Annotated in this window: 18 protein-coding genes; 10 read left to right on the top strand and 8 right to left on the bottom strand. The window is 45.0% G+C overall.

Annotated elements, in window-relative coordinates; translation table 11 throughout:
• Positions 1-18 precede the first annotated feature (18 nt).
• The 3 genes from ACHZES_RS13760 to asnS all read right to left on the bottom strand — a co-directional run bounded on the left by ACHZES_RS13760 (position 19) and on the right by asnS (position 4,432).
• The gene (locus ACHZES_RS13760) at positions 19-1,881 is read right to left on the bottom strand and encodes an ATP-binding protein (RefSeq protein WP_395549224.1); all 1,863 of its coding nucleotides are present in this window, start codon (positions 1,879-1,881) and stop codon (positions 19-21) included.
• Positions 1,882-1,885: 4 nt separating this feature from the next.
• Complete coding sequence (locus ACHZES_RS13755) at positions 1,886-2,956, bottom strand: exonuclease SbcCD subunit D (protein ID WP_395549225.1); 1,071 nt, start codon at positions 2,954-2,956, stop codon at positions 1,886-1,888.
• A gap of 84 nt (positions 2,957-3,040) precedes the next feature.
• On the bottom strand, positions 3,041-4,432 hold the full coding sequence (gene asnS / locus ACHZES_RS13750; RefSeq protein WP_038283984.1) for an asparagine--tRNA ligase: 1,392 nt from the start codon (positions 4,430-4,432) through the stop codon (positions 3,041-3,043).
• Positions 4,433-4,677: 245 nt separating this feature from the next.
• Between asnS and ACHZES_RS13745 the strand changes: the two genes are divergently transcribed.
• The 5 genes from ACHZES_RS13745 to ACHZES_RS13725 all read left to right on the top strand — a co-directional run bounded on the left by ACHZES_RS13745 (position 4,678) and on the right by ACHZES_RS13725 (position 8,975).
• Complete coding sequence (locus ACHZES_RS13745) at positions 4,678-5,952, top strand: glucose-1-phosphate adenylyltransferase (protein ID WP_038283982.1); 1,275 nt, start codon at positions 4,678-4,680, stop codon at positions 5,950-5,952.
• Positions 5,949-7,070 carry a glucose-1-phosphate adenylyltransferase subunit GlgD gene (gene glgD / locus ACHZES_RS13740; protein WP_038283981.1) on the top strand — a complete coding sequence of 374 codons (1,122 nt, stop codon included), beginning with the start codon at positions 5,949-5,951 and terminating at the stop codon, positions 7,068-7,070. The genes ACHZES_RS13745 and glgD overlap by 4 nt, the downstream gene beginning before the upstream one ends.
• A 23-nt stretch (positions 7,071-7,093) precedes the next feature.
• A complete protein-coding gene (gene spoVG, locus ACHZES_RS13735) occupies positions 7,094-7,378 on the top strand; it encodes a septation regulator SpoVG (RefSeq protein WP_025230774.1) in 285 nt (94 codons plus the stop codon).
• 138 nt (positions 7,379-7,516) lie between these two features.
• Positions 7,517-8,503, top strand: a complete 987-nt coding sequence (locus ACHZES_RS13730; RefSeq protein ID WP_154526810.1) for a diaminopimelate dehydrogenase — start codon at positions 7,517-7,519, stop codon at positions 8,501-8,503.
• 22 nt (positions 8,504-8,525) lie between these two features.
• Positions 8,526-8,975, top strand: coding sequence for a DUF3783 domain-containing protein (locus ACHZES_RS13725; protein ID WP_154526808.1), 450 nt, complete (start codon positions 8,526-8,528; stop codon positions 8,973-8,975).
• Between the two features lie 116 nt (positions 8,976-9,091).
• Here the strand turns inward: ACHZES_RS13725 and ACHZES_RS13720 are convergent, their stop codons facing one another.
• The 5 genes from ACHZES_RS13720 to ACHZES_RS13700 all read right to left on the bottom strand — a co-directional run bounded on the left by ACHZES_RS13720 (position 9,092) and on the right by ACHZES_RS13700 (position 13,952).
• Complete coding sequence (locus ACHZES_RS13720) at positions 9,092-9,841, bottom strand: phosphotransferase family protein (RefSeq protein WP_038283978.1); 750 nt, start codon at positions 9,839-9,841, stop codon at positions 9,092-9,094.
• 138 nt (positions 9,842-9,979) lie between these two features.
• A complete protein-coding gene (glgB, locus tag ACHZES_RS13715) occupies positions 9,980-11,890 on the bottom strand; it encodes a 1,4-alpha-glucan branching protein GlgB (protein WP_395549226.1) in 1,911 nt (636 codons plus the stop codon).
• A 4-nt stretch (positions 11,891-11,894) separates the two neighbouring features.
• Entirely contained in the window at positions 11,895-13,229 is a 1,335-nt protein-coding gene (locus tag ACHZES_RS13710; RefSeq protein ID WP_395549227.1) for an alpha-amylase family glycosyl hydrolase, read from the bottom strand.
• Between the two features lie 26 nt (positions 13,230-13,255).
• Positions 13,256-13,471, bottom strand: a complete 216-nt coding sequence (locus ACHZES_RS13705; protein WP_038283975.1) for a YaaL family protein — start codon at positions 13,469-13,471, stop codon at positions 13,256-13,258.
• A 100-nt stretch (positions 13,472-13,571) separates the two neighbouring features.
• Entirely contained in the window at positions 13,572-13,952 is a 381-nt protein-coding gene (locus ACHZES_RS13700; protein ID WP_051835319.1) for a helix-turn-helix transcriptional regulator, read from the bottom strand.
• A gap of 402 nt (positions 13,953-14,354) precedes the next feature.
• Between ACHZES_RS13700 and ACHZES_RS13695 the strand changes: the two genes are divergently transcribed.
• From ACHZES_RS13695 to ACHZES_RS13675, 5 genes are read left to right on the top strand one after another with little or no spacing between them, the layout of a single operon-like run.
• Positions 14,355-14,855 (top strand): prepilin peptidase, encoded by a 501-nt coding sequence (locus tag ACHZES_RS13695; protein ID WP_395549229.1) that lies wholly within the window; start codon positions 14,355-14,357, stop codon positions 14,853-14,855.
• 32 nt (positions 14,856-14,887) lie between these two features.
• Positions 14,888-15,889, top strand: a complete 1,002-nt coding sequence (locus ACHZES_RS13690) for a hypothetical protein (protein WP_395549231.1) — start codon at positions 14,888-14,890, stop codon at positions 15,887-15,889.
• A gap of 31 nt (positions 15,890-15,920) precedes the next feature.
• Positions 15,921-17,141 carry a CpaF family protein gene (locus ACHZES_RS13685; RefSeq protein WP_395549232.1) on the top strand — a complete coding sequence of 407 codons (1,221 nt, stop codon included), beginning with the start codon at positions 15,921-15,923 and terminating at the stop codon, positions 17,139-17,141.
• Positions 17,131-17,868 (top strand): type II secretion system F family protein, encoded by a 738-nt coding sequence (locus tag ACHZES_RS13680; RefSeq protein ID WP_154526904.1) that lies wholly within the window; start codon positions 17,131-17,133, stop codon positions 17,866-17,868. The genes ACHZES_RS13685 and ACHZES_RS13680 overlap by 11 nt, the downstream gene beginning before the upstream one ends.
• Positions 17,865-19,109, top strand: a complete 1,245-nt coding sequence (locus ACHZES_RS13675) for an immunoglobulin-like domain-containing protein (protein ID WP_395549233.1) — start codon at positions 17,865-17,867, stop codon at positions 19,107-19,109. The genes ACHZES_RS13680 and ACHZES_RS13675 overlap by 4 nt, the downstream gene beginning before the upstream one ends.
• Positions 19,110-19,118: the final 9 nt, after the last annotated feature.

Below are 19,118 nucleotides of genomic sequence, written 5' to 3'. Positions count from 1 at the left end.
TTGGAACATAGTATGAGATTAAATTTCGATCAGGTGATAGGGGATCAGGTTTGCTGTCAGCATCTGAGCCTCTCTCTGATGGCAGGTGAAGATAATAACCTGGTCGGAGTAAGAATTCACAAGCCATCTTAATGCAGTCCGAAGCCTGTCATCATCATATAGTACAAAACTATCATCAAATATGAATGGCATCCGCTCGCTGCCCTCTTGAATTAGGGTGGCGGCCGCCAATCGAAGGGCCAGATAAACCTGGTCCATGGTACCGCTACTGACTTGCTCTAAGGGTACCAGCTTGGTTTTTGTATTCAAAAATACATTTAAGTTCTCATCGACACTCATGCTGGTATAGATACCGCCCGTGATCCCGGCAATAAGGTCAGAAGCTGTTTTATTTAAATATAGGCCAAAGGAATCCCGGATAGAGGAGGAGAGACTGGTCATGGTTTCCATTGCTAAGTCAATGGCAGATATTTCTTCCCGGATCCGGTCGTTCTCTGCCAGGATGTGTTTCAGTCCTTCAGCCTGGGTTTTACAGCTTGATAGATGCTCCAGCTTTTTCTCAAGCTCCCACTGGCTTTTCTGCTGTTTTTCAATAGAATCTCCACAGTTTTCCTGCTTTTTTGAAAGCTCCTCAATTTCCTTGGCTTTCTGAGCGATAACGGCTTCCGATTTGGCTACGGCCGAGCATAAGCGGGTGAATTCTGCCATCTTCGTCTGGAATGCACGGATTGCGTCTGAAGATATCTCGGTATTTCCCAAATGTCTGGATAGGATCTCCTGTAGGATCTTGGCGCTCATTTCCATGTCCTTTTGGCTGTGCCTCAGCCGTAAAAACAGAATCAGGCCAATCAGGTAGAAAATCGTGGCAGTTCCGACAAAGATGCCCAGCAAAAGGAGGAGGTCAAGTCCATAATAAGCGGTGAAATAATTTGCTTCCCCAAGATAATAAAGCACTCCTGTTCCACATAAAAGCAAGGTAGCAATGATCAGGGAAAGGACGGAAAGGATCTTCCGAGGTTTTTTATTGCAGGCCGCCTGAGCTTCCATATATTCGTCATAATTTTCCTGAGCCTTAGCCTGGCAGGCGTTAATGGACGCCTGATCAGAAAACTGGTTGCTGTTCAGTACCTGCCTGCCCCTTGCAGCCTTTTGAAGGAGTTCTTCCTTTTCCTTTTGCTGTTCCTCCATGGATACCCTGATATGAGAGCGAAGCTTATGGTATTCCTGAATCTGATTTTCATATTCCGGAGATGAGATTTCTTTCTCCGTGTTACGGATTTCGCTTAATAATGAGGTATAAGTCCGGGCTGCTTCCGGAACCATCTGGGATTCCAGCTCTTTTTTCTGTGACTTTAAAAAGGCAGCAGCTTTCGTGATGTTAAGGGCCAGATTTCCCGTAGTGTTTAAGTTGGCTATGTAATTTTTAAGTTCGGAAACCATGCCTTCGTCGGTAGCACTTTTTAGCTGGCCGATGCTGACGGTGTTAATGTATGCGGATTCGCTTAAGCCGCATAATAAGTCATCTAAAAATGCCTTCGTCGGCTCTATTTCCCGTCCGGCGGTTTCATCTACGATCTTAAACTCTTTTTTATTTTTCTGGAAGGTGCGCTCGATCCGGTAGATGTGATCCTTATGCTCCAGCCGTATCTGTCCCTCATAAGTGCCGCTGTTTTCCCAAGGCTCGAATTTTGTGTAAAGATCATTCCGGGATGCACGGCCTCTCTGGCGTTCAATGCCAAAAAGCATACCCCGGATGAACGTATGGATGGTGGATTTTCCGGCCTCATTTTTCCCATATACAATGTTTAACCCATCCTGGAAGGTAAGGTTTCTGCCATGGAATTTCCCAAAGCCATTGATATAGATATCAATTATTTTCATGGGGTCAGCTCCTTTCGTCCGTTGTACGAAGCAATGCGTTGATGCCGTAATGAAGGGCCTTTTTTTCTACCGGGCTCATCTCCGGCTTCTGAAGGGCCTGGATAAAGAAACCGATCATATCGCTGGGGTGTTCGGCAAACAATGCGGGAAAATCATACTGAGGTTCCGATTCGTCAATGATTTCCATGATCTTAAAACGGGTGGAAAGCATCTCTAGGTCAAAGGAAATGTCAGGGTCCCTCATGCCGCGGATTCGAAACCGGAATATGTTTTCCGATCCCCGGTTCTGGATTTCCTGGGTGATTTTCATGGCAAGTTCCGTATTGGTAGTGGCAGTAGTTACATTAACTGCCAGGGAGATATACTGGAGCCTTGCAAGGGGAATGAACTTTAAGGAAGTCACCATGCGGGTCACCTCGTTGATCTCCCCCACCATCATGCCGTGCTGACCGGCTTCCGTTTTATCTAACGGCTCTAAGGAGCCGGCAAATGCCATACGGTTTTCCAGCAGGATCTCCGGCCGGTGGATGTGCCCCATGGCGATGTAGGAAAAGTCCAGATTGGACATGGCGCCTTTGTCAAAGGGGATGTGGTTGGCATCACCCCCATGACCAAGAAGGACATGGATGCGCCCGTTGTTGGGCACTTTTAAATGATCAAGACGGTTTTCCGGGATTTCTGCTGAGTGGTAACTGAAACCGTAAACCTCGGTATTAATGTCCTTAAAGTAAACGCTTTCCAGCTCCCCTCCCATGAGATAAGATACATTGGGAGCCCAGGTAAAGCTTAGAAGGGCAGAGTTGCTCCGGATGCGGTCATGGTTACCGGCAATGATGACCACGTGGACATCCGGTATGGTGGAAAAAAGAAAGTTTACTTCTTTCAAATCTCTGGCCAGGGGCTGGCGGTGAAATAAGTCTCCGGAAATAAAGAGGCAGTTGGCTTCCAGGGCCTTTGCCTGGCTGACCGCCTTTGCGAAGGTGTCCTTGATGTCCTGATACCGTTCCTTACTCCATGGCTTGTCGCTGTCCGGGCTCATGCCCCAGTGAACATCTGCAATATGTATGAATTTCATTATCATTACCTCGCTGGTCCTCTGCATGGCTGAACTGAAACCACAAATTCCCTGCCGTTTTGGAAGGGAATTTGTGATACAGGCTTAAAGCTCGCAGTTGTTGACAGTTCTTGGGAATGGAACTACGTCACGGATGTTGCCCATTCCGGTAAGATACATCACGCAGCGCTCAAAGCCAAGGCCAAAGCCTGCATGGCGGGTAGATCCGTATTTTCTTAAGTCAAGGTAGAAATCGTAATCCTCTTTCTCAAGGCCAAGCTCGTCCATACGTGCCACAAGCTTGTCATAATTGTCCTCTCTTTGGCTTCCTCCGATAATTTCGCCGATTCCTGGAACCAGGCAGTCTACGGCAGCCACGGTCTTGTTATCCGGATTCAGCTTCATGTAGAAGGCCTTAATCTCCTTCGGATAGTCTGTTACAAATACAGGCTTCTTATAGAGCTGCTCGGTTAAATAGCGCTCATGCTCGGTCTGTAAGTCACAGCCCCAGAATACCTTATAGTCAAATTCCTCATTGTGCTTTTCTAATAGCTCTATGGCCTCGGTGTAAGTCACACGGGCAAATTCAGAATTCAGAACATGGTTTAAGCGATCAAGCAGCCCCTTGTCCACAAACTGATTGAAGAAATTCATTTCTTCCGGTGCGTGCTCCAGGACGAAACGGATCACATATTTAAGCATGGCTTCCGCCAGCTCCATATCGTCATCCAAATCGGCAAAGGCCATCTCCGGCTCGATCATCCAGAACTCTGCCGCATGGCGTGTGGTATTGGAGTTTTCTGCACGGAATGTAGGTCCAAAGGTATAAACATTGCGGAATGCCATAGCGTAAGTTTCCGCATTGAGCTGTCCGCTTACGGTTAAGTTGGTAGGCTTTCCAAAGAAATCCTGGCTGAAATCCACAGCTCCTTCTTTAGTCTTTGGAATATCTGTTAAATCCATGGTAGTTACCTGGAACATCTCACCGGCTCCCTCACAGTCGCTTCCGGTGATGATTGGAGTGTGTACATACACAAAGTCCCTTTCCTGGAAGAACTGGTGAATGGCATAAGCGATCAGAGAACGTACGCGGAAAACAGCCTGGAAGGTATTGGTTCTGGGACGCAGATGGGAAATGGTTCTTAAATATTCAAAGGAATGGCGCTTTTTCTGAAGAGGATAGTCCGGTGTAGAAGTTCCTTCAACAATAATGTTATCCGCCTGAATCTCAAAAGGCTGTTTTGCATCAGGAGTGGGCACCAGAGTACCGGTGACGATGACAGCTGTTCCTACATTTAGTTTGGATATTTCAGAGAAATTTTCCATCGTGTCATGATAGACGATCTGAAGTGTTTCAAAATAAGTTCCGTCATTTAAAACAATGAATCCAAATGATTTGGAATCTCGTAAACTTCTCACCCAGCCTCCGATCGTAACCTGAGTGTTAAGAAGTGATTCTTTGTCTTTATATATTTGTCTTACAGTGATTAAATCCATAGTGGCTTCTCCTTTTACATGTTCGCATACTTAGTAAGATTATACTGTATTTCGAGCATTGATTCAAGGGGGAAGGGTGTAAAAACGCAAGATATGACTTAAAATGTAAAAGAATCGAAAAAAGCATGAAAAATGTCGGAAAATGCACAAAAAATTATCCTAATAATTCAAAATTTTGTTCACTATTTTCTGAATATGTGTTATAATGCTAGTACAATAAAATTACAACAGCGAGAGGTGATAACGTGATCAAGAAAGAAATGATTGCCATGCTTTTGGCAGGCGGGCAGGGAAGCCGGTTAGGCGTGTTAACGCAAAAAGTGGCCAAACCAGCAGTATCATTTGGCGGCAAGTACCGTATAATTGATTTCCCACTCAGTAACTGCATCAACTCAGGTGTAGATACCGTGGGAGTTCTGACTCAGTATCAGCCATTGCGCTTAAATACCCATATCGGGATCGGCATCCCATGGGACTTGGACCGGAACGTTGGCGGCGTCACGATCCTACCTCCCTATGAAAAGAGCAAGGGCAGTGATTGGTATACTGGAACGGCAAATGCCATCTATCAGAACCTCGAATATATGGAAACTTACAATCCGGACTATGTCCTCATATTGTCAGGGGACCATATCTATAAGATGGATTATGAGGTCATGCTGGAATACCATAAAGCGAATAATGCTGATATCACCATTGCTGCTATGCCGGTGCCGATTGAGGAAGCCAGCCGTTTTGGAATCCTTATAACCGATGAGAGCAACCGTATCACGGAATTTGAAGAGAAACCGGTAAATCCAAGAAGCAATCTGGCATCCATGGGTATCTACATATTTAGCTGGAAAGTATTAAGAGAGGCACTTATCAAGATGTCTGATGTTCCGGGCTGTGATTTTGGAAAGCATATCATTCCATACTGCTTCGAGGCAGGGGACCGGGTATTTGCCTACGAATACAATGGTTACTGGAAGGATGTTGGAACCTTAAGCTCATACTGGGAAGCCAACATGGAGCTGATTGATATCATTCCGGAATTTAACCTCTACGAGGAGTACTGGAAGATCTATACAAAGAGCGACATCATACCGCCTCAATATGTGTCGGAAGAGGCTGTCATAGACAGAAGCATCATCGGAGAAGGTTCAGAAATCTGCGGAGAAGTCCACAATTCCGTTATTGGTGCTGGCGTTACCATTAAAAAGGGAGCCGTGATTAAGGACTCCATCATTATGAGGGAATGCGTACTGGAAGAGAATGTTAAGGTCCAGAAGGCCATTATCGCTGAGAATGTGAAGATAGGTGCGAACTCTGAGCTTGGTTTCGGGGAATTTGCTCCCAGCAAATATGATCCCAAGGTCTATCAGTCCGATCTGGTGACAGTCGGTGAGAATTCAACCATACCGGAAAATGTGAAGGTGGGTAAGAATACGGCAATAGTCGGTGAGACAACAGCAGAAGATTATGCTGATGGTGAGCTGGCTGGCGGAGACTACATCATAAAGGCAGGTGGTATACGATGAGAGCGATAGGAATTGTATTAGCAGGCGGAAACAGTAAGAGAATGCGGGAGCTATCTAATAAAAGGGCGATCTCGGCCATGCCCATTGCAGGCAATTACCGCAGCATTGATTTTGCCCTCAGCAATATGACAAATTCCCATATTCAGAACGTAGCGGTTTTAACTCAGTATAATTCCAGATCGCTTCATCTGCATTTAAGCTCTTCCAAATGGTGGGATTTTGGAAGAAAGCAGGGGGGATTGTTTGTATTCACACCAACCATAACCGCAGAAAGCAGTGACTGGTACCGGGGAACTGCAGATGCACTTTTCCAAAACCTTACATTCTTAAAAAACAGCCATGAACCCTATGTGGTCATTGCGGCAGGTGACGGCATCTATAAGCTGGATTATGGAAAAGTTCTGGAATATCATATTGAGAAAAAGGCTGATATTACCGTCGTATGTACGGAACTTCCAGTTGGAGAGGATATTACTCGATTCGGTCTGGTGAGAACCAATGAAGACGGAAGGATTACGGACTTTGAAGAAAAGCCTATGGTTGCATCTTCTAATTTCGTATCCTGCGGTATTTATGTCATACGCAGACGGCAGCTGATTGAGCTCATTGAGCGCTGCGCCATGGAAGACCGTTATGATTTCGTGAATGATATTCTGATACGTTACCGGAATCTAAAACGGATTTACGCCTATAAGATGAACACTTACTGGAGGAATATCGCTTCTGTTGAATCTTACTATAAGACCAACATGGATTTTCTGAAATCAGAAGTAAGGGATTATTTCTTCCGCCAGTACCCGGATGTTTATTCTAAAATAGATGATTTGCCTCCGGCAAAGTATAATCCGGGAGCCATGGTTAAGAACAGTTTGATATCCAGCGGCAGCATTGTCAATGGAGTGGTTGAAAATTCTGTTCTGTTTAAAAAGGCATATGTAGGCAATAACTGCGTCATTAAAAATTCCATTATTTTAAATGATGTTTACATAGGTGATAATACGGTTATTGAAAATTGTATTGTGGAGAGCCGGGATACAATCCGGGCAAATACCACCCATATCGGAACACCGGACAATATAAAAATTGTCCTAGAAAAAAACGAAAGATACACATTATAAGGAAATGCGGGGGAATGCTTGACATGCAGATTACAGACGTGAGGGTTAGACGTATCGAAAAAGAAGGAAAGATGAAAGCAATTGTATCCATTACACTTGATAATGAATTTGTTATTCATGATATCAAGGTAATCGAAGGGGAGAAGGGGCTATTTATTGCTATGCCAAGCCGCAAGGCTGCTGATGGGGAATACCGGGATATTGCACATCCCATTAATTCCGACACCCGTGATATGATCCAGAAGGTCATTCTGGATAAGTATGAGACTACGGCATTGGAGATGCCGGAGGTTACGGCATTTGCTTAATAAGTCTTTTAATCCGCAGGCAGGGGTGACTCTGCCTGCGGATTTTTGCATGGAGACTCAACTTAAATACAGGATTTACACGGGGCTCTTTTTGGGGTTATAATAAAAAGTAATAATTTTGGAAAGGTAGATAATAATATGACAATTAAAATAGGTATTGCAGGCTACGGAAATCTGGGTAAAGGGGTGGAATGTGCCATCCGCCATAACCCGGATCTTGAGCTTTCTGCCGTATTTACCAGAAGAGATCCGGAATCAATAACCCTTCTTACTCCGGGCGTAAACGTGTATCCCATGGAGGAAGCCATTTCAAAAAAGGATTCCATTGACGTGATGATCCTCTGCGGAGGAAGCGCCGTAGATCTTCCGGTACAGACTCCCCTTCTAGCCAGGCATTTCAACGTGGTGGACAGCTTTGACACCCATGCACGGATCCCTCAGCATTTTGAAGCAGTGGATGAGGCGGCAAAGGAAGGAAACAAGGTTGGGATCATATCCGTTGGCTGGGATCCGGGCATGTTTTCCTTAAACCGTCTGTATGGAGAGTCCATTTTGCCAGGCGGCCATGATTATACGTTCTGGGGCAGGGGCGTAAGCCAGGGCCATTCCGATGCGATCCGCAGGATAGAAGGTGTTAAGGATGCCAGACAGTATACCATTCCGGTTGAAGAAGCCCTTGAGGCGGTCCGCAGCGGGAAAAACCCAGAACTGACCACCAGAGAGAAACATACCCGCGAGTGTTTTGTGGTGGCAGAAGAGAATGCAGATTTAGACCGGATCAGGGAAGAGATTATATCAATGCCCAATTATTTTGCGGATTATGATACTACGGTTCATTTTATAAGCGAAGAGGAACTTCATCGGGATCACAGGGGAATTCCCCATGGTGGGTTTGTCATAAGGACCGGGAATACAGGCTGGGAGGATGAGAACAGCCATGTGATCGAATACAGCTTAAAGCTGGATTCCAATCCGGAATTTACAGCCTCCGTTCTGACAGCTTATGCAAGAGCCGCTTATCGCTTGAATCAAGAAGGCCAGAGCGGATGCAAAACCGTGCTTGATGTTGCTCCGGCATATTTAAGCGCCTTTAGCGGAAAAGAGCTGAGGGGACGTCTGTTATAAAACAAAGCAGGAGGAATAGAGAATGGCAGCGAGAAAAGAAATGATCCTGTATTATCAGCCCGAAAAGGACAGGCAGAGCGGAAATAATACAAAGGCCGCAAAGCTGAAAGCAGTTCTTGTTCGTATGGGGATTCGGATTAAAAATATTTCCCCGGAACAGGTGAACCAGACCGTTGGATATCTGGCAGGTTTTGACGGCTTTGAAGAAATGGAGCAGGAGGAGTGCCCTTATGTGGAAGAGGAAATCCTGGTAATGAAAAATTTTTCAAACCGCCGGATTGACGAACTGCTCTTAAACTTAAGGCGGGCCGGAGTTCCTAAAATCGATTTAAAAGCGGTCATTACAGATACTAACTGTAACTGGAAATTCTATGACCTGTATCTTGAACTTAAGAAAGAACACGATACCATGTCAGGAACGAATGAGACAGATACGAATGAAGCGGAAACGGATGAAACAGAAACGATTTAGGGTGCCGGACAGAATGCTGAAAGATTGATTTACGAAAGAATTGAAAAAAGTACGTAAAAATGCGTCTTGAGGGGGAATGCCCTCTCAAGACGCATTTTGTTCTTTATGTTGTAAATTTACTGATAATCACAAACAGTGGCCCACTGTTGCAGCAATTCCGCCTCTTCCGGTCTTTTCTTTGAAAGCTGGGCAGCAGCAACCATGGGAAGCCAGGTCTGCACATATTTCTTTGCAGTTCCGGTCTTCTTGCAAAACAGGTTCATATACATATCTGCCTTATTCTGGTCCTGCAGACAGAAAAGCAGGTAAGTTCTTGCCACATCCGCGCTGGCATTTCCCTGGGTCGCGTGTACCCAGTCCAGAACATACATGGTTCCGTCAGACGTTACCACAATATTGCTGGGATTAAAATCTCCATGGCATAATTTTGTATGTTTAGGCATACTGTCCAGCTGTGTCCGCATATCGTATCTGGTCACATCCTCTAATTCTTCCGTATCCAGAATCTGTCGTGACATCTTATCTTTTAGCTTATTAAGAAGCGGGCACTGCTTTGACAGAATACTCAAATGAAGATCTACCATATTCTCCATGTATTCCGGTAATTTATCAGGATTTTCATCCATGAGCTGTTGGAGAGTCTTGCCTTCAATGAAATCAAAGGTAATGGACCACTTTCCCTCGAAAACGCCAACCTCTAGAACTTTGGGAACATTGATACCGCCGACTTCTTCCACACGGGCTGTAATCAATGCTTCGTTCAATACATCTGCCTTTGGGAAATCAGCGTTGAAAACCTTGATCGCTTTCTCTCCATCACGAAAGACCTTTTTTGTTGCAGTTGTAGCAATTAATTGTGCTGCCATACGAATCTCTCCTTCCATCCAACCATTAGTCTGAACCGTTATGTAGTGATTCTGTACTTATATTTTACTACAAAATCCATAAAAAGTATAGCTTGTTTTTAGATTTATCAGGAAAAAATTACTGAATATGCTGCAAACTTAAAAGCGGAAAACAGCCGCGCCATAAGCCGGAATTTGGTAAGGAAAGGAGTACTCCTGTCCGTCCCATTCCATTTTTTCAGAGCGGATAGAAGGCGCTTTTTCTCCCCGTTTGTACAGTCCATGATCCTGGTCTAATAAAAGAGTATAAGTTCCCCGCTTCGGTACTCCTACCCGGTAATCTGGACGGGCTACAGGAGTGAAATTAAAGACAAACAGCAGGCTGCGCTTTTTATCCTTGCTGTACCTGATAAAACTGAAAATGCTGCGTTCCTTGTCATCCGCATTGATCCAGTAGAAGCCTTCCCAGTCATAGTCCTTTTCATAAAGTGCCGGATATTTTTTATACAGGTGCAGAAGATCTCTGACATAATCCTTAAGGCTCTTGCCTAAAGGTTCCTCAGACAGATACCAGTCCAGGGCGGTCTTTTCATCCCATTCATGGAACTGCCCAAAGTCCTGTCCCATGAACAGCAGTTTTTTACCGGGATGACCCAGCATAAACGTATATCCCAATTTTAAATTAGCAAATTTATCTTCCAGAAGTCCCGGCATTTTGTTGATCATGGAACATTTCAAATGCACCACCTCATCATGGGATAATACCAGTATATAATTTTCACTTGTAAAATATGTAAGGCCAAATGTCATTTTGTGGTGGTTGTATTTGCGGAAATAAGGATCCAGCTTCATATACTCCAGAAAATCATGCATCCAGCCCATATTCCATTTAAAGGTAAAGCCAAGGCCTCCCTCTTCCTGATTTCCGGTAACCTTTGGCCAGACGGTAGATTCCTCGGCAATGACCATGGCTCCGTTACCCCGTTTTTTAATGACGCTGTTTAAATGCTTAAAAAACTCTATTGCCTCCAGATTCTCATTTCCACCGTACTGGTTTGGTACCCATTCCCCGTTATCTCTTCCATAATCCAGATAAAGCATGGAAGCGACCGCATCCACCCGAAGCCCGTCAATATGGAATTTATCTACCCAGTAAAGGGCATTGGCAATAAGGAAATTATCTACCTCATATTTACTGTAATCAAAGACCTTAGTTCCCCAATCCGGGTGTTCCCCTTTCCGGGGGTCCGGATATTCGTAACAGGCTTCTCCGTCAAAGTCTGCCAGGCCATGAGCATCTTTTGGAAAATGGGCCGGAACCCAGTCAAGGATGACTCCAATCCCTTTTTTGTGCATGTAATTAACGAAATACATAAATTCCCCTGGAGTACCATACCGGGAGGTAGGAGCAAAATATCCTGTTACCTGATATCCCCAGGAACCGTCATAGGGATGCTCTGCAATTCCCATCAGCTCCACATGGGTATAACCCATTTCCAGAATGTAATCTGCCAGTTCGTGTGCCGCTTCGATATAAGTATAAAAACCATCCTTTTCATCCCTGTTTTTCTTCCGCCAGGAGCCTAAATGTACCTCATAAATGCTGATGGGGTCATTAAAAGGATCTTTGGTTTTCCGTTTTTCCATCCAGGTTAGGTCCTTCCACTGAAATCCCGAAAGGTCAGCGGTAACTGAGGCGGTCTGAGGACGATATTCTGATTGGAATGCGTAAGGATCTGCTTTAAAAAGGATCTTACCGCTCCTGGTGGTGATCGCATATTTATACAGTTCCCCAACGCTTAAACCAGAAACAAAGGCTTCCCAGATTCCGGAATCTGCAAGCAGTGTCATGGGATTTGCCTCTGGATCCCAGCCGTTAAAGTCTCCTACTACGCTGACCTGGCTTCCATGAGGTGCCCACACTGCAAAATACATCCCATCGATTCCTTCATAGTTTTCCGGATGTGCGCCCAGCTTTTCGTAGATTTCGTAATGCCTTCCATTGTTATAAAGGTATCGGTCAACCTCTGTGATAAAACCCATTCCGATTTCATTTCTTCCACTTTCCATTCGCTCATCCCTCCATGATCTTTAAGATAATACCCCGATTTGCGGGTATGGTCAATCCGATTTTATGGTCAATTACTGGAAACACTTCATCGTTCAGAAGATTGACAGCCGTGTTTCCCTCACAAGGACAGGGTACCTGGGCAAATGCGTCAGATTCGTCATTGTTGACAGCAGTGATGATGGCCTGATTCTCGTGAAACCGTGCAAAGGCATACTGACGGTTGGTGAGAAGAAGCTCCTGGTACCGGCCTCCATGAAACTCCGGGTTTTGTTCGTGGATATGACCTAGCTTACTGATAAAGTCCTCAAGCGGGCAGGATAGCTCCTTTATTTCGGAAATGGAGACCATAGGGCGCAGCATAGAGTCATCCGTATTGGTCCGTTTGCCCTCCATCCCAAATTCACTGCCATAATAGATGGAGGGAATTCCGGGAAGAGTGAATAACAGGGTGTAGACAGGATAGAGATGCTGTAGATTATTAAGTTTACTTGCAATCCTGTTTTCGTCATGATTGTCCACAAAGGTATAAAGCTGGGAACCAATGGATTCCAGCCTCTTTACATTGTGTGCAATCTCAAAATAGTTATGATCATTATGACCTGAATAAATGCTTTTATGTAGTTCGTAGTTGGTGACAGAATGCAGGATGTCCTGATTGACCCATCTGCCATATTCCCCATGGATTACTTCCCCCATGAGCCAGAAGTCTTCCTTCACTCCTGCTGAATTTTGCCGCAGTTCTTTCATAAACCCAAAGTCCAGTACATTAGCACAGTCAAGACGTATTCCGTCAATGTCAAAGGTGTGGATCCAGAACTTTATTGTATCAAAAAGATACTGCTTGACAGCGGGATTAAAAAGATTAAGGCAAGGAAGTTCAAAATGCCCCTGCCATGCTTCATATCCAAAGGAATCTCCCAAGGGACTGCAGCAGGAAAAATTGATTCCCCGGTACCAGTCCCTGTAGGGAGAACTCGCCCCATGGTTTAAGATATCTTGAAATGCAAAAAAATCCCGCCCTGTATGGTTGAAAACGCCGTCTACAACCACCTTGATTCCCGCTTTGTGGCAGCGGGATACAAACTCCTGAAAACCTTCCTTATCACCAAGGCGGCGATCCACCATCCGGTAATCACGGGTATCGTACCCATGGGTAGAGGATTCAAACAGTGGCCCGATGTAGATCGCGTTACACCCCAGAGACCGGATATGGGAAATCCACTCACAAAGCTGCCCAAATCGGTCTGTAACAGAAGATTCTCTGTTCTCTTTCGGAGCGCCCACAAGCCCCAGGGGATATATGTGATAAAAAGCTCCCCTTTCATACCACTTGCTCATATACTTATCCTCCAGATTATAATAGTTTATACCTCCCGGCTTTTAAAGCGGCGCAGAAGGAACTGGTAACGCAGCTGTGCCGCGTTAAGTTCATAAATATAACAATCAATAAGTGTAGGATCAACCACTTGTTCAAAGTGGTTTCTGGCGGAATCAATGGCGGTTTTGGAACGCTCAATCTCACGCCTTAAATTTCGCTCTTCCTCTGATAGTACCAGATGTTTTTTTAAAAGACCTTTCATTTTATCATCTCCAGATTTTATAATTTTTACCGAATGCTATAAATTCAGTATGTCTGGAAAATGGTACTTTATTCATTTATTACCTGTATATCTTTTATAATTATGAAACTTGGTTCATTAGCTCCTGCAAATACTTTCCCAGGGAGCAAAGTTTTTTTGTACTGTCGCTTATGGTCAGATAGTAATAATTAGCTGTCCCCTCCTGACGGACATTCACAAGACCTGCTTCTTTTAAAATCTTTAAATGATGGGAAATGGCAGGGCGGGACAACCGGGTCATTTCCGTGATTTCCTTTACATTCATTCCCTGTGAGGGCTTTATGCTCAAGCTAGCCCTGATGTCTGTTACGTCGTTTCCCAGATCATCATAAAGACTTATGCAGGCGAGACCCTCAATAATGGCCAGCCGGACTTCGTCCCCCAGAGCAATAAAGATAGGCATGCAATTCCGGAAAAGTTCATTAAAATCCTCGGCATGCATCAGTGGATTCCTCCTTTGGTTTAAAAAATTAAACTAATATTATTTTATCATCCAGGTAGGATAACGTCAATGTTTTGGTGCTGAAATTTTGTGATTTATGCTGCGATATAAGTAAAAAAATGAAAAAAATTGTTGAAAATGACAATAAAGTGATAGAAGGATTCTTATTTTCAAAAAGTCATAAAAATTAAGTATACAGTATTTCTAATAAAAAACAGTTGACATTTCTTTTTCTCCTGTGCATAATAAAGGCACATTCTTATATGCGTTCCGCATAAAGCATTTCAAAGTTTTCAAGACATTATGGACGTTTGATTCCATAATCCAAAGCTGTTTTTCCAGCGTGAATTCCAATGTAGAGATTTAAGAAAAGAGGAGGATCGTATCGTACGTTATGTTATTTTGCTGCTAATTTTGGGGGCAGGAGCTTTTTATGATGTCCGGGAACACCGTATACCTAACTGGCTGGTGCTTTCAGGTATCATTCTTGGCATTCTGCTTGAATTCTCAGAACAAGAGAAGCCTTTGGAAAGTCTTATGTTTCTTCTAAGGCTCATCATAGTGACTGGGGGATTCTTTTTATTATTCCTGTGCCGGATGATCGGTGCAGGAGATATCAAACTGACTGCACTTATCTGCGGCTTTCTGGGGTTTAGAACAGGCGCTTTGGCAGTCGGACTTGGTTTTCTTATAGGGGCTTTCTGGTCCTTTATCAAAATGGCAGGGAGTGGCAGTTTTTTCGCCCGCCTTACCTGTCTTCTTGCCTATATCAGGCGCGTATTTCAAACAAGGAAGCTTACAACTTACTACGATCCTGTCCGGGATGGATATGATGTGGTGATACCTTTGGGTCTGTGCCTGTTCTTGGGCACACTTGGCTCTATGGTTTTGGTGATAAGGTGATTTATTAGTATACAAATTAAGGAGGTTTGGTTTTGGCAAAGAGAGTGATGGCAGTTTATGATACAGATCCTTTGTATACGGAGAGGTTCACGGAATTTGTTAGCCAAAAGGAGCAGGTTGGGTTCTCGGTTATGGCATTTACTGCCCTTGAACGGCTGAAGGCCTATGGAGAAGACCATAAGATAGAACTTTTGCTCATTAGTTCTTCCGTTTCCAGGGAGGAAATAGAGAAGATAGGCGCCGCCGTTGTGGTCATACTGGCTGACGGTGAGGCAGTCTCCCCGGGGGGACAGTATCCAATTGTTTATAAATATCAGGCTGCAGACAGCCTGATGCGTGAGGTGATGAATTACTATTGTGACAATCCTGACGATCCGGGTTATGCCATGGCTTCAAAGGCGGGCAGGATCATAGGAGTCTATTCTCCCATCAACCGGTGCCTAAAGACCTCTTTTGCCCTTACCTTGGGTCAGCTGCTAGCCCGGGATTTAAAGGTCCTTTATTTAAATTTAGAGGATTGTTCCGGGTTCCGGCGGTTGATTGGTGAAGAGTACAGGGGAGGTTTGTCTGATCTTTTGTATTATTACAGTCAGGAAGGTTTTCGATGGGTACGCCTTGGATCCGTCGTCTATACCTGGGGAGAACTGGACTATGTGCCGCCTGTGCAATATCCCGAAGATCTTTGCCAGGTGACCGGCCAGATGATGGCGGAGCTGATAATCCATATAGCCAGGGAAAGTGTTTATGAATCCATCATTCTGGATTTAGGCCAATTCGGTAAGAAAGCCGCGGAGGTGCTGGAGATATGCGATGCAGTATATATGCCGGTAAAGGATGACTGCGTGTCCGCAGCAAAGATAGAAGAGTTTGAGGAATATTTGATGTCATCCGGTTATGAAGCCCTTAAACACCGGATTCAGAAAATAAAACCTCCCTACCACTGCAGCTTTGGCCGGAAAGACAACTATCTGGAGCAGCTCTTATGGGGAGAACTGGGAGATTATACAAGACAGCTTTTAAGGAAACAGCCTTAAGTTTAAAGGGATTGCACAAGGAGGAACAGATATGGACGACAAGGAGAGAAGGAAGCTTCGGGAAGAGATCATGATAGAACTGGATGAACGGCAGCAGGTAACTGATGAGGAGCTTTACGACATCATAGACCGCAGGATTCTGGAATATGGGCAGGGCAGTTTTCTTCCACTAAAAGATAAGATGGAGCTTCGGGGACGGCTCTTCGATTCTTTTCGGCGGCTGGGTGCCCTTCAGGAGCTGGTAGATGATGAGGAAGTGACGGAGATCATGGTGAATGGAGCAGACCATGTCTTTGTGGAGAAAAACGGGCGTATGGAGCCATGGGGCAGGGCTTTTGACAGCCAGGAGCAGTTAGAGGATATCATCCAGCAGATCGTCAGCAGAGTAAACCGTACGGTAAATGTATCAAGGCCCATTTCGGATGCCAGGTTAGCTGATGGTTCCAGAGTTCATGTAGTGCTGCCGCCTATTGCCTTAGACGGTCCCGCAGTGACCATTCGTAAATTTCCAAAGCCCATTACCATGACAAAGCTGTTAAAACTGGGCTCGGTCACAGAAGAGGCTGCGGATTTTTTAAAATGCATTGTGGAAGCCGGATACAATATTTTTATCAGCGGCGGGACTAATTCGGGAAAAAGTACGTTCCTTAATGCACTGTCTGCCTACATCCCCCGGGATGAGCGGATCGTGACCATTGAGGATTCTGCTGAACTGAAAATCGTTCATATTCCCAATCTGGTGCGGCTTGAAACAAGAGAGGCCAATGGGGAAGGAGACGGGGAGGTGTCCATTGGAAATCTGATCCGTGCTGCTCTTAGAATGAATCCCAGCAGAATAATCGTTGGAGAGGTGAGAGGAAAGGAGGCTTTGGACATGATATCGGCCATGAACACCGGCCATGACGGAAGCCTTAGCACCGGACATGGAAATAGTCCCAGGGATATGCTTTCCCGGCTGGAGACTATGGTGCTTATGGGAGCAGATATCCCATTGGCAGCGGTCAGAAGCCAGGTTGCGGCAGCAATTGATATTTTAATTCATCTGGGACGGTTAAGAGATAAAAGCAGGAGAGTCCTGTCCATTGTGGAGGTAATTGGTTATGAGAACGGAGAAATCAGGCTTAATCCGTTATACAGGTTTGAAGAAGATTCTGGGAGTCTGGAAGAAGGACAGGCCGTTTATGGAAGTCTTAAAAAAGTTGGAATCATTCAAAACACCGAAAAACTCAAAGCAGCAGGCATTGAGATATGAAATTTATGTTCTGACACCCATTCAGAGGTGCCTGTATGGATTTCAGGGTCTGGCAATTGCAGGGATTTTCGCTTACGTTTTTTATCGCAGCGTCCAGTCATTTCTGATATTTATCCCAATGGTCTTTTTATTCCCCATGATTAAAAAAAGAGAACTGAAGGAAGTTCGGCTTCAGCAGTTAAATCTGGAATTTAAGGAGGGTATCTTGCTTTTAGCCTCCTTCCTAAGTGCCGGATACTCTGTGGAAAATGCGTTTTCTGCTTCTGTAAAGGAATTGGTTTTACTTTTCGGGGAGGAGGGGATGGTTTCCAGGGAGTTTAAGCATATTGAGAGTCAGATCCGGATGAACCGTTCGGTGGAGCAGGCACTTTCTGATTTTGCAGGCCGCAGCGGTCTTGATGATGTTAAAAACTTTGCTGAGGTATTTGCCGCGGCAAAACGAAGCGGAGGAGAACTGGTTTCGATTATAAGCCATACGGCAGATGTAATAAGAGACAAGGTACAGGTAAGACAGGAGATTCTAACCATGACAGCCTCAAAACAGTTTGAACAAAGAATTATGAGCATGATCCCCTTTTTTATTGTTCTCTATATAGATCTGACTTCTCCTGGCTTTTTTAACATCATGTACAGTACGGGTATTGGAAGGATTCTTATGACTCTGTGTATGATCATTTACATCGTTGCGCTGGTGACTGCTAAATGGATTATGAGGATTGAGATATGAAATGGAGATTTCCTTTTACAAAGATACAGACGGCCTGTGCTGTTTTAGGGATTGCTTTATATGCTGTCATGAAGCTGGTTTCTGCGGCAGGCGGACAGATGGTATCGGAAGGGGGAGGGCTTAAACGGGCAGGGCCGGGGCAGGGAGATACTACCTATGATATCCTGGTATCCGGGCTTGACCAGGAGAATGGGAATAGGAAGATACCGGTGAGAATCCCTGTCAGGGAGCGGCAGTATGGGAATGAGGAAGTAAAGGAGCTTTTTCAAAGAATCCAGCCTGAGCTGATAAAACAGATGCTTGGAGAAAATGAGACCCTGGAGGAGGTGAGAGAAAACTTAAATTTAAAGAGCAGCCTGGGAGATTACGGGCTTAGAATTAGCTGGGAATCTGATAATCCCCAGGTAATTGATTCCTTTGGGATTATTCACAATGAGGAAATACCGGAAGAGGGAAAGCAGGTCTGGTTAATGGCCAGAGTGACGGATGGGCATTATGAAGATCGATATGAGTTTAAAGTGACGGTTTACCCGGCCTCACTTACTCAGGATGAAAAACTCGCTGCCAACTTTCTTCAGTGGATTAATCAGATGGATGCGAAACAGCTGACAGAGGATCGTCTGCTGCTGCCGTCAGTCTATGAGGGGAACCGTCTGACGTATTTCCAGACTGAAAAGGCAGATTACCGGGTCTTGCCGGTACTGGGGGTTTTATTGGCGGTACTTCTGTACTTAAAAGAAGAGTTTGACAAAAAAAGTCAGGCGAAAATACGGGAGCAGCAATTGCTGTTTGATTATTCTGAGGTGGTTTCCAAGCTGGTGGTTTATATCGGGGCAGGTCTTACGGTCCGTGGAGCATGGGAGAGGATTGCAGCTGGCTATAAGGAGGCGGTAAAGCAGGGGAAAAGAAGTGTACGGCCGGCTTATGAAGAAATGGTGAAAACAGCAGGGCAGATCGGCAGCGGCCAGTCGGAAGGACGGGCTTACAGTGAATTTGGAAGGCGATGCGGTTTACAGGCCTACCTAAAGCTTTCCACCCTTCTGGAACAGAGCCAGAAAAACGGAAGCAGACAGCTTCGCCAGGCTTTAGAGCTAGAGATGGTTTCCGCCTTTGAGCAAAGGAAGAACCTGGCGAAAAAACTGGGGGAAGAAGCAGGAACAAAACTTTTGCTGCCCCTGTTTATGATGCTGGGAGTGGTTATGGTCATGATCGTAGTTCCTGCGTTCCTGGCATTTTATTAGAAGGGAGGT

Origin of the sequence: Lacrimispora sanguinis, from assembly GCF_044987295.1 — a bacterium.
GTDB lineage: Bacteria > Bacillota > Clostridia > Lachnospirales > Lachnospiraceae > Lacrimispora > Lacrimispora celerecrescens_B.
The sequence above is the reverse complement of the archived record's forward strand: the minus strand, read 5'-3'. Positions and strand labels throughout refer to the sequence as shown.

Bases quoted from the DNA above. Each gene is read 5' to 3' on its own strand.
- ACHZES_RS13760 (WP_395549224.1), bottom strand. From the start codon at position 1,881: ATGAAAATAATTGATATCTATATCAATGGCTTTGGGAAATTCCATGGC.
- ACHZES_RS13755 (WP_395549225.1), bottom strand. From the start codon at position 2,956: ATGAAATTCATACATATTGCAGATGTTCACTGGGGCATGAGCCCGGAC.
- asnS (WP_038283984.1), bottom strand. From the start codon at position 4,432: ATGGATTTAATCACTGTAAGACAAATATATAAAGACAAAGAATCACTT.
- glgD (WP_038283981.1), top strand. From the start codon at position 5,949: ATGAGAGCGATAGGAATTGTATTAGCAGGCGGAAACAGTAAGAGAATG.
- spoVG (WP_025230774.1), top strand. From the start codon at position 7,094: ATGCAGATTACAGACGTGAGGGTTAGACGTATCGAAAAAGAAGGAAAG.
- ACHZES_RS13730 (WP_154526810.1), top strand. From the start codon at position 7,517: ATGACAATTAAAATAGGTATTGCAGGCTACGGAAATCTGGGTAAAGGG.
- ACHZES_RS13725 (WP_154526808.1), top strand. From the start codon at position 8,526: ATGGCAGCGAGAAAAGAAATGATCCTGTATTATCAGCCCGAAAAGGAC.
- ACHZES_RS13720 (WP_038283978.1), bottom strand. From the start codon at position 9,841: ATGGCAGCACAATTAATTGCTACAACTGCAACAAAAAAGGTCTTTCGT.
- glgB (WP_395549226.1), bottom strand. From the start codon at position 11,890: ATGGAAAGTGGAAGAAATGAAATCGGAATGGGTTTTATCACAGAGGTT.
- ACHZES_RS13710 (WP_395549227.1), bottom strand. From the start codon at position 13,229: ATGAGCAAGTGGTATGAAAGGGGAGCTTTTTATCACATATATCCCCTG.
- ACHZES_RS13705 (WP_038283975.1), bottom strand. From the start codon at position 13,471: ATGAAAGGTCTTTTAAAAAAACATCTGGTACTATCAGAGGAAGAGCGA.
- ACHZES_RS13700 (WP_051835319.1), bottom strand. From the start codon at position 13,952: ATGCATGCCGAGGATTTTAATGAACTTTTCCGGAATTGCATGCCTATC.
- ACHZES_RS13685 (WP_395549232.1), top strand. From the start codon at position 15,921: ATGGACGACAAGGAGAGAAGGAAGCTTCGGGAAGAGATCATGATAGAA.
- ACHZES_RS13675 (WP_395549233.1), top strand. From the start codon at position 17,865: ATGAAATGGAGATTTCCTTTTACAAAGATACAGACGGCCTGTGCTGTT.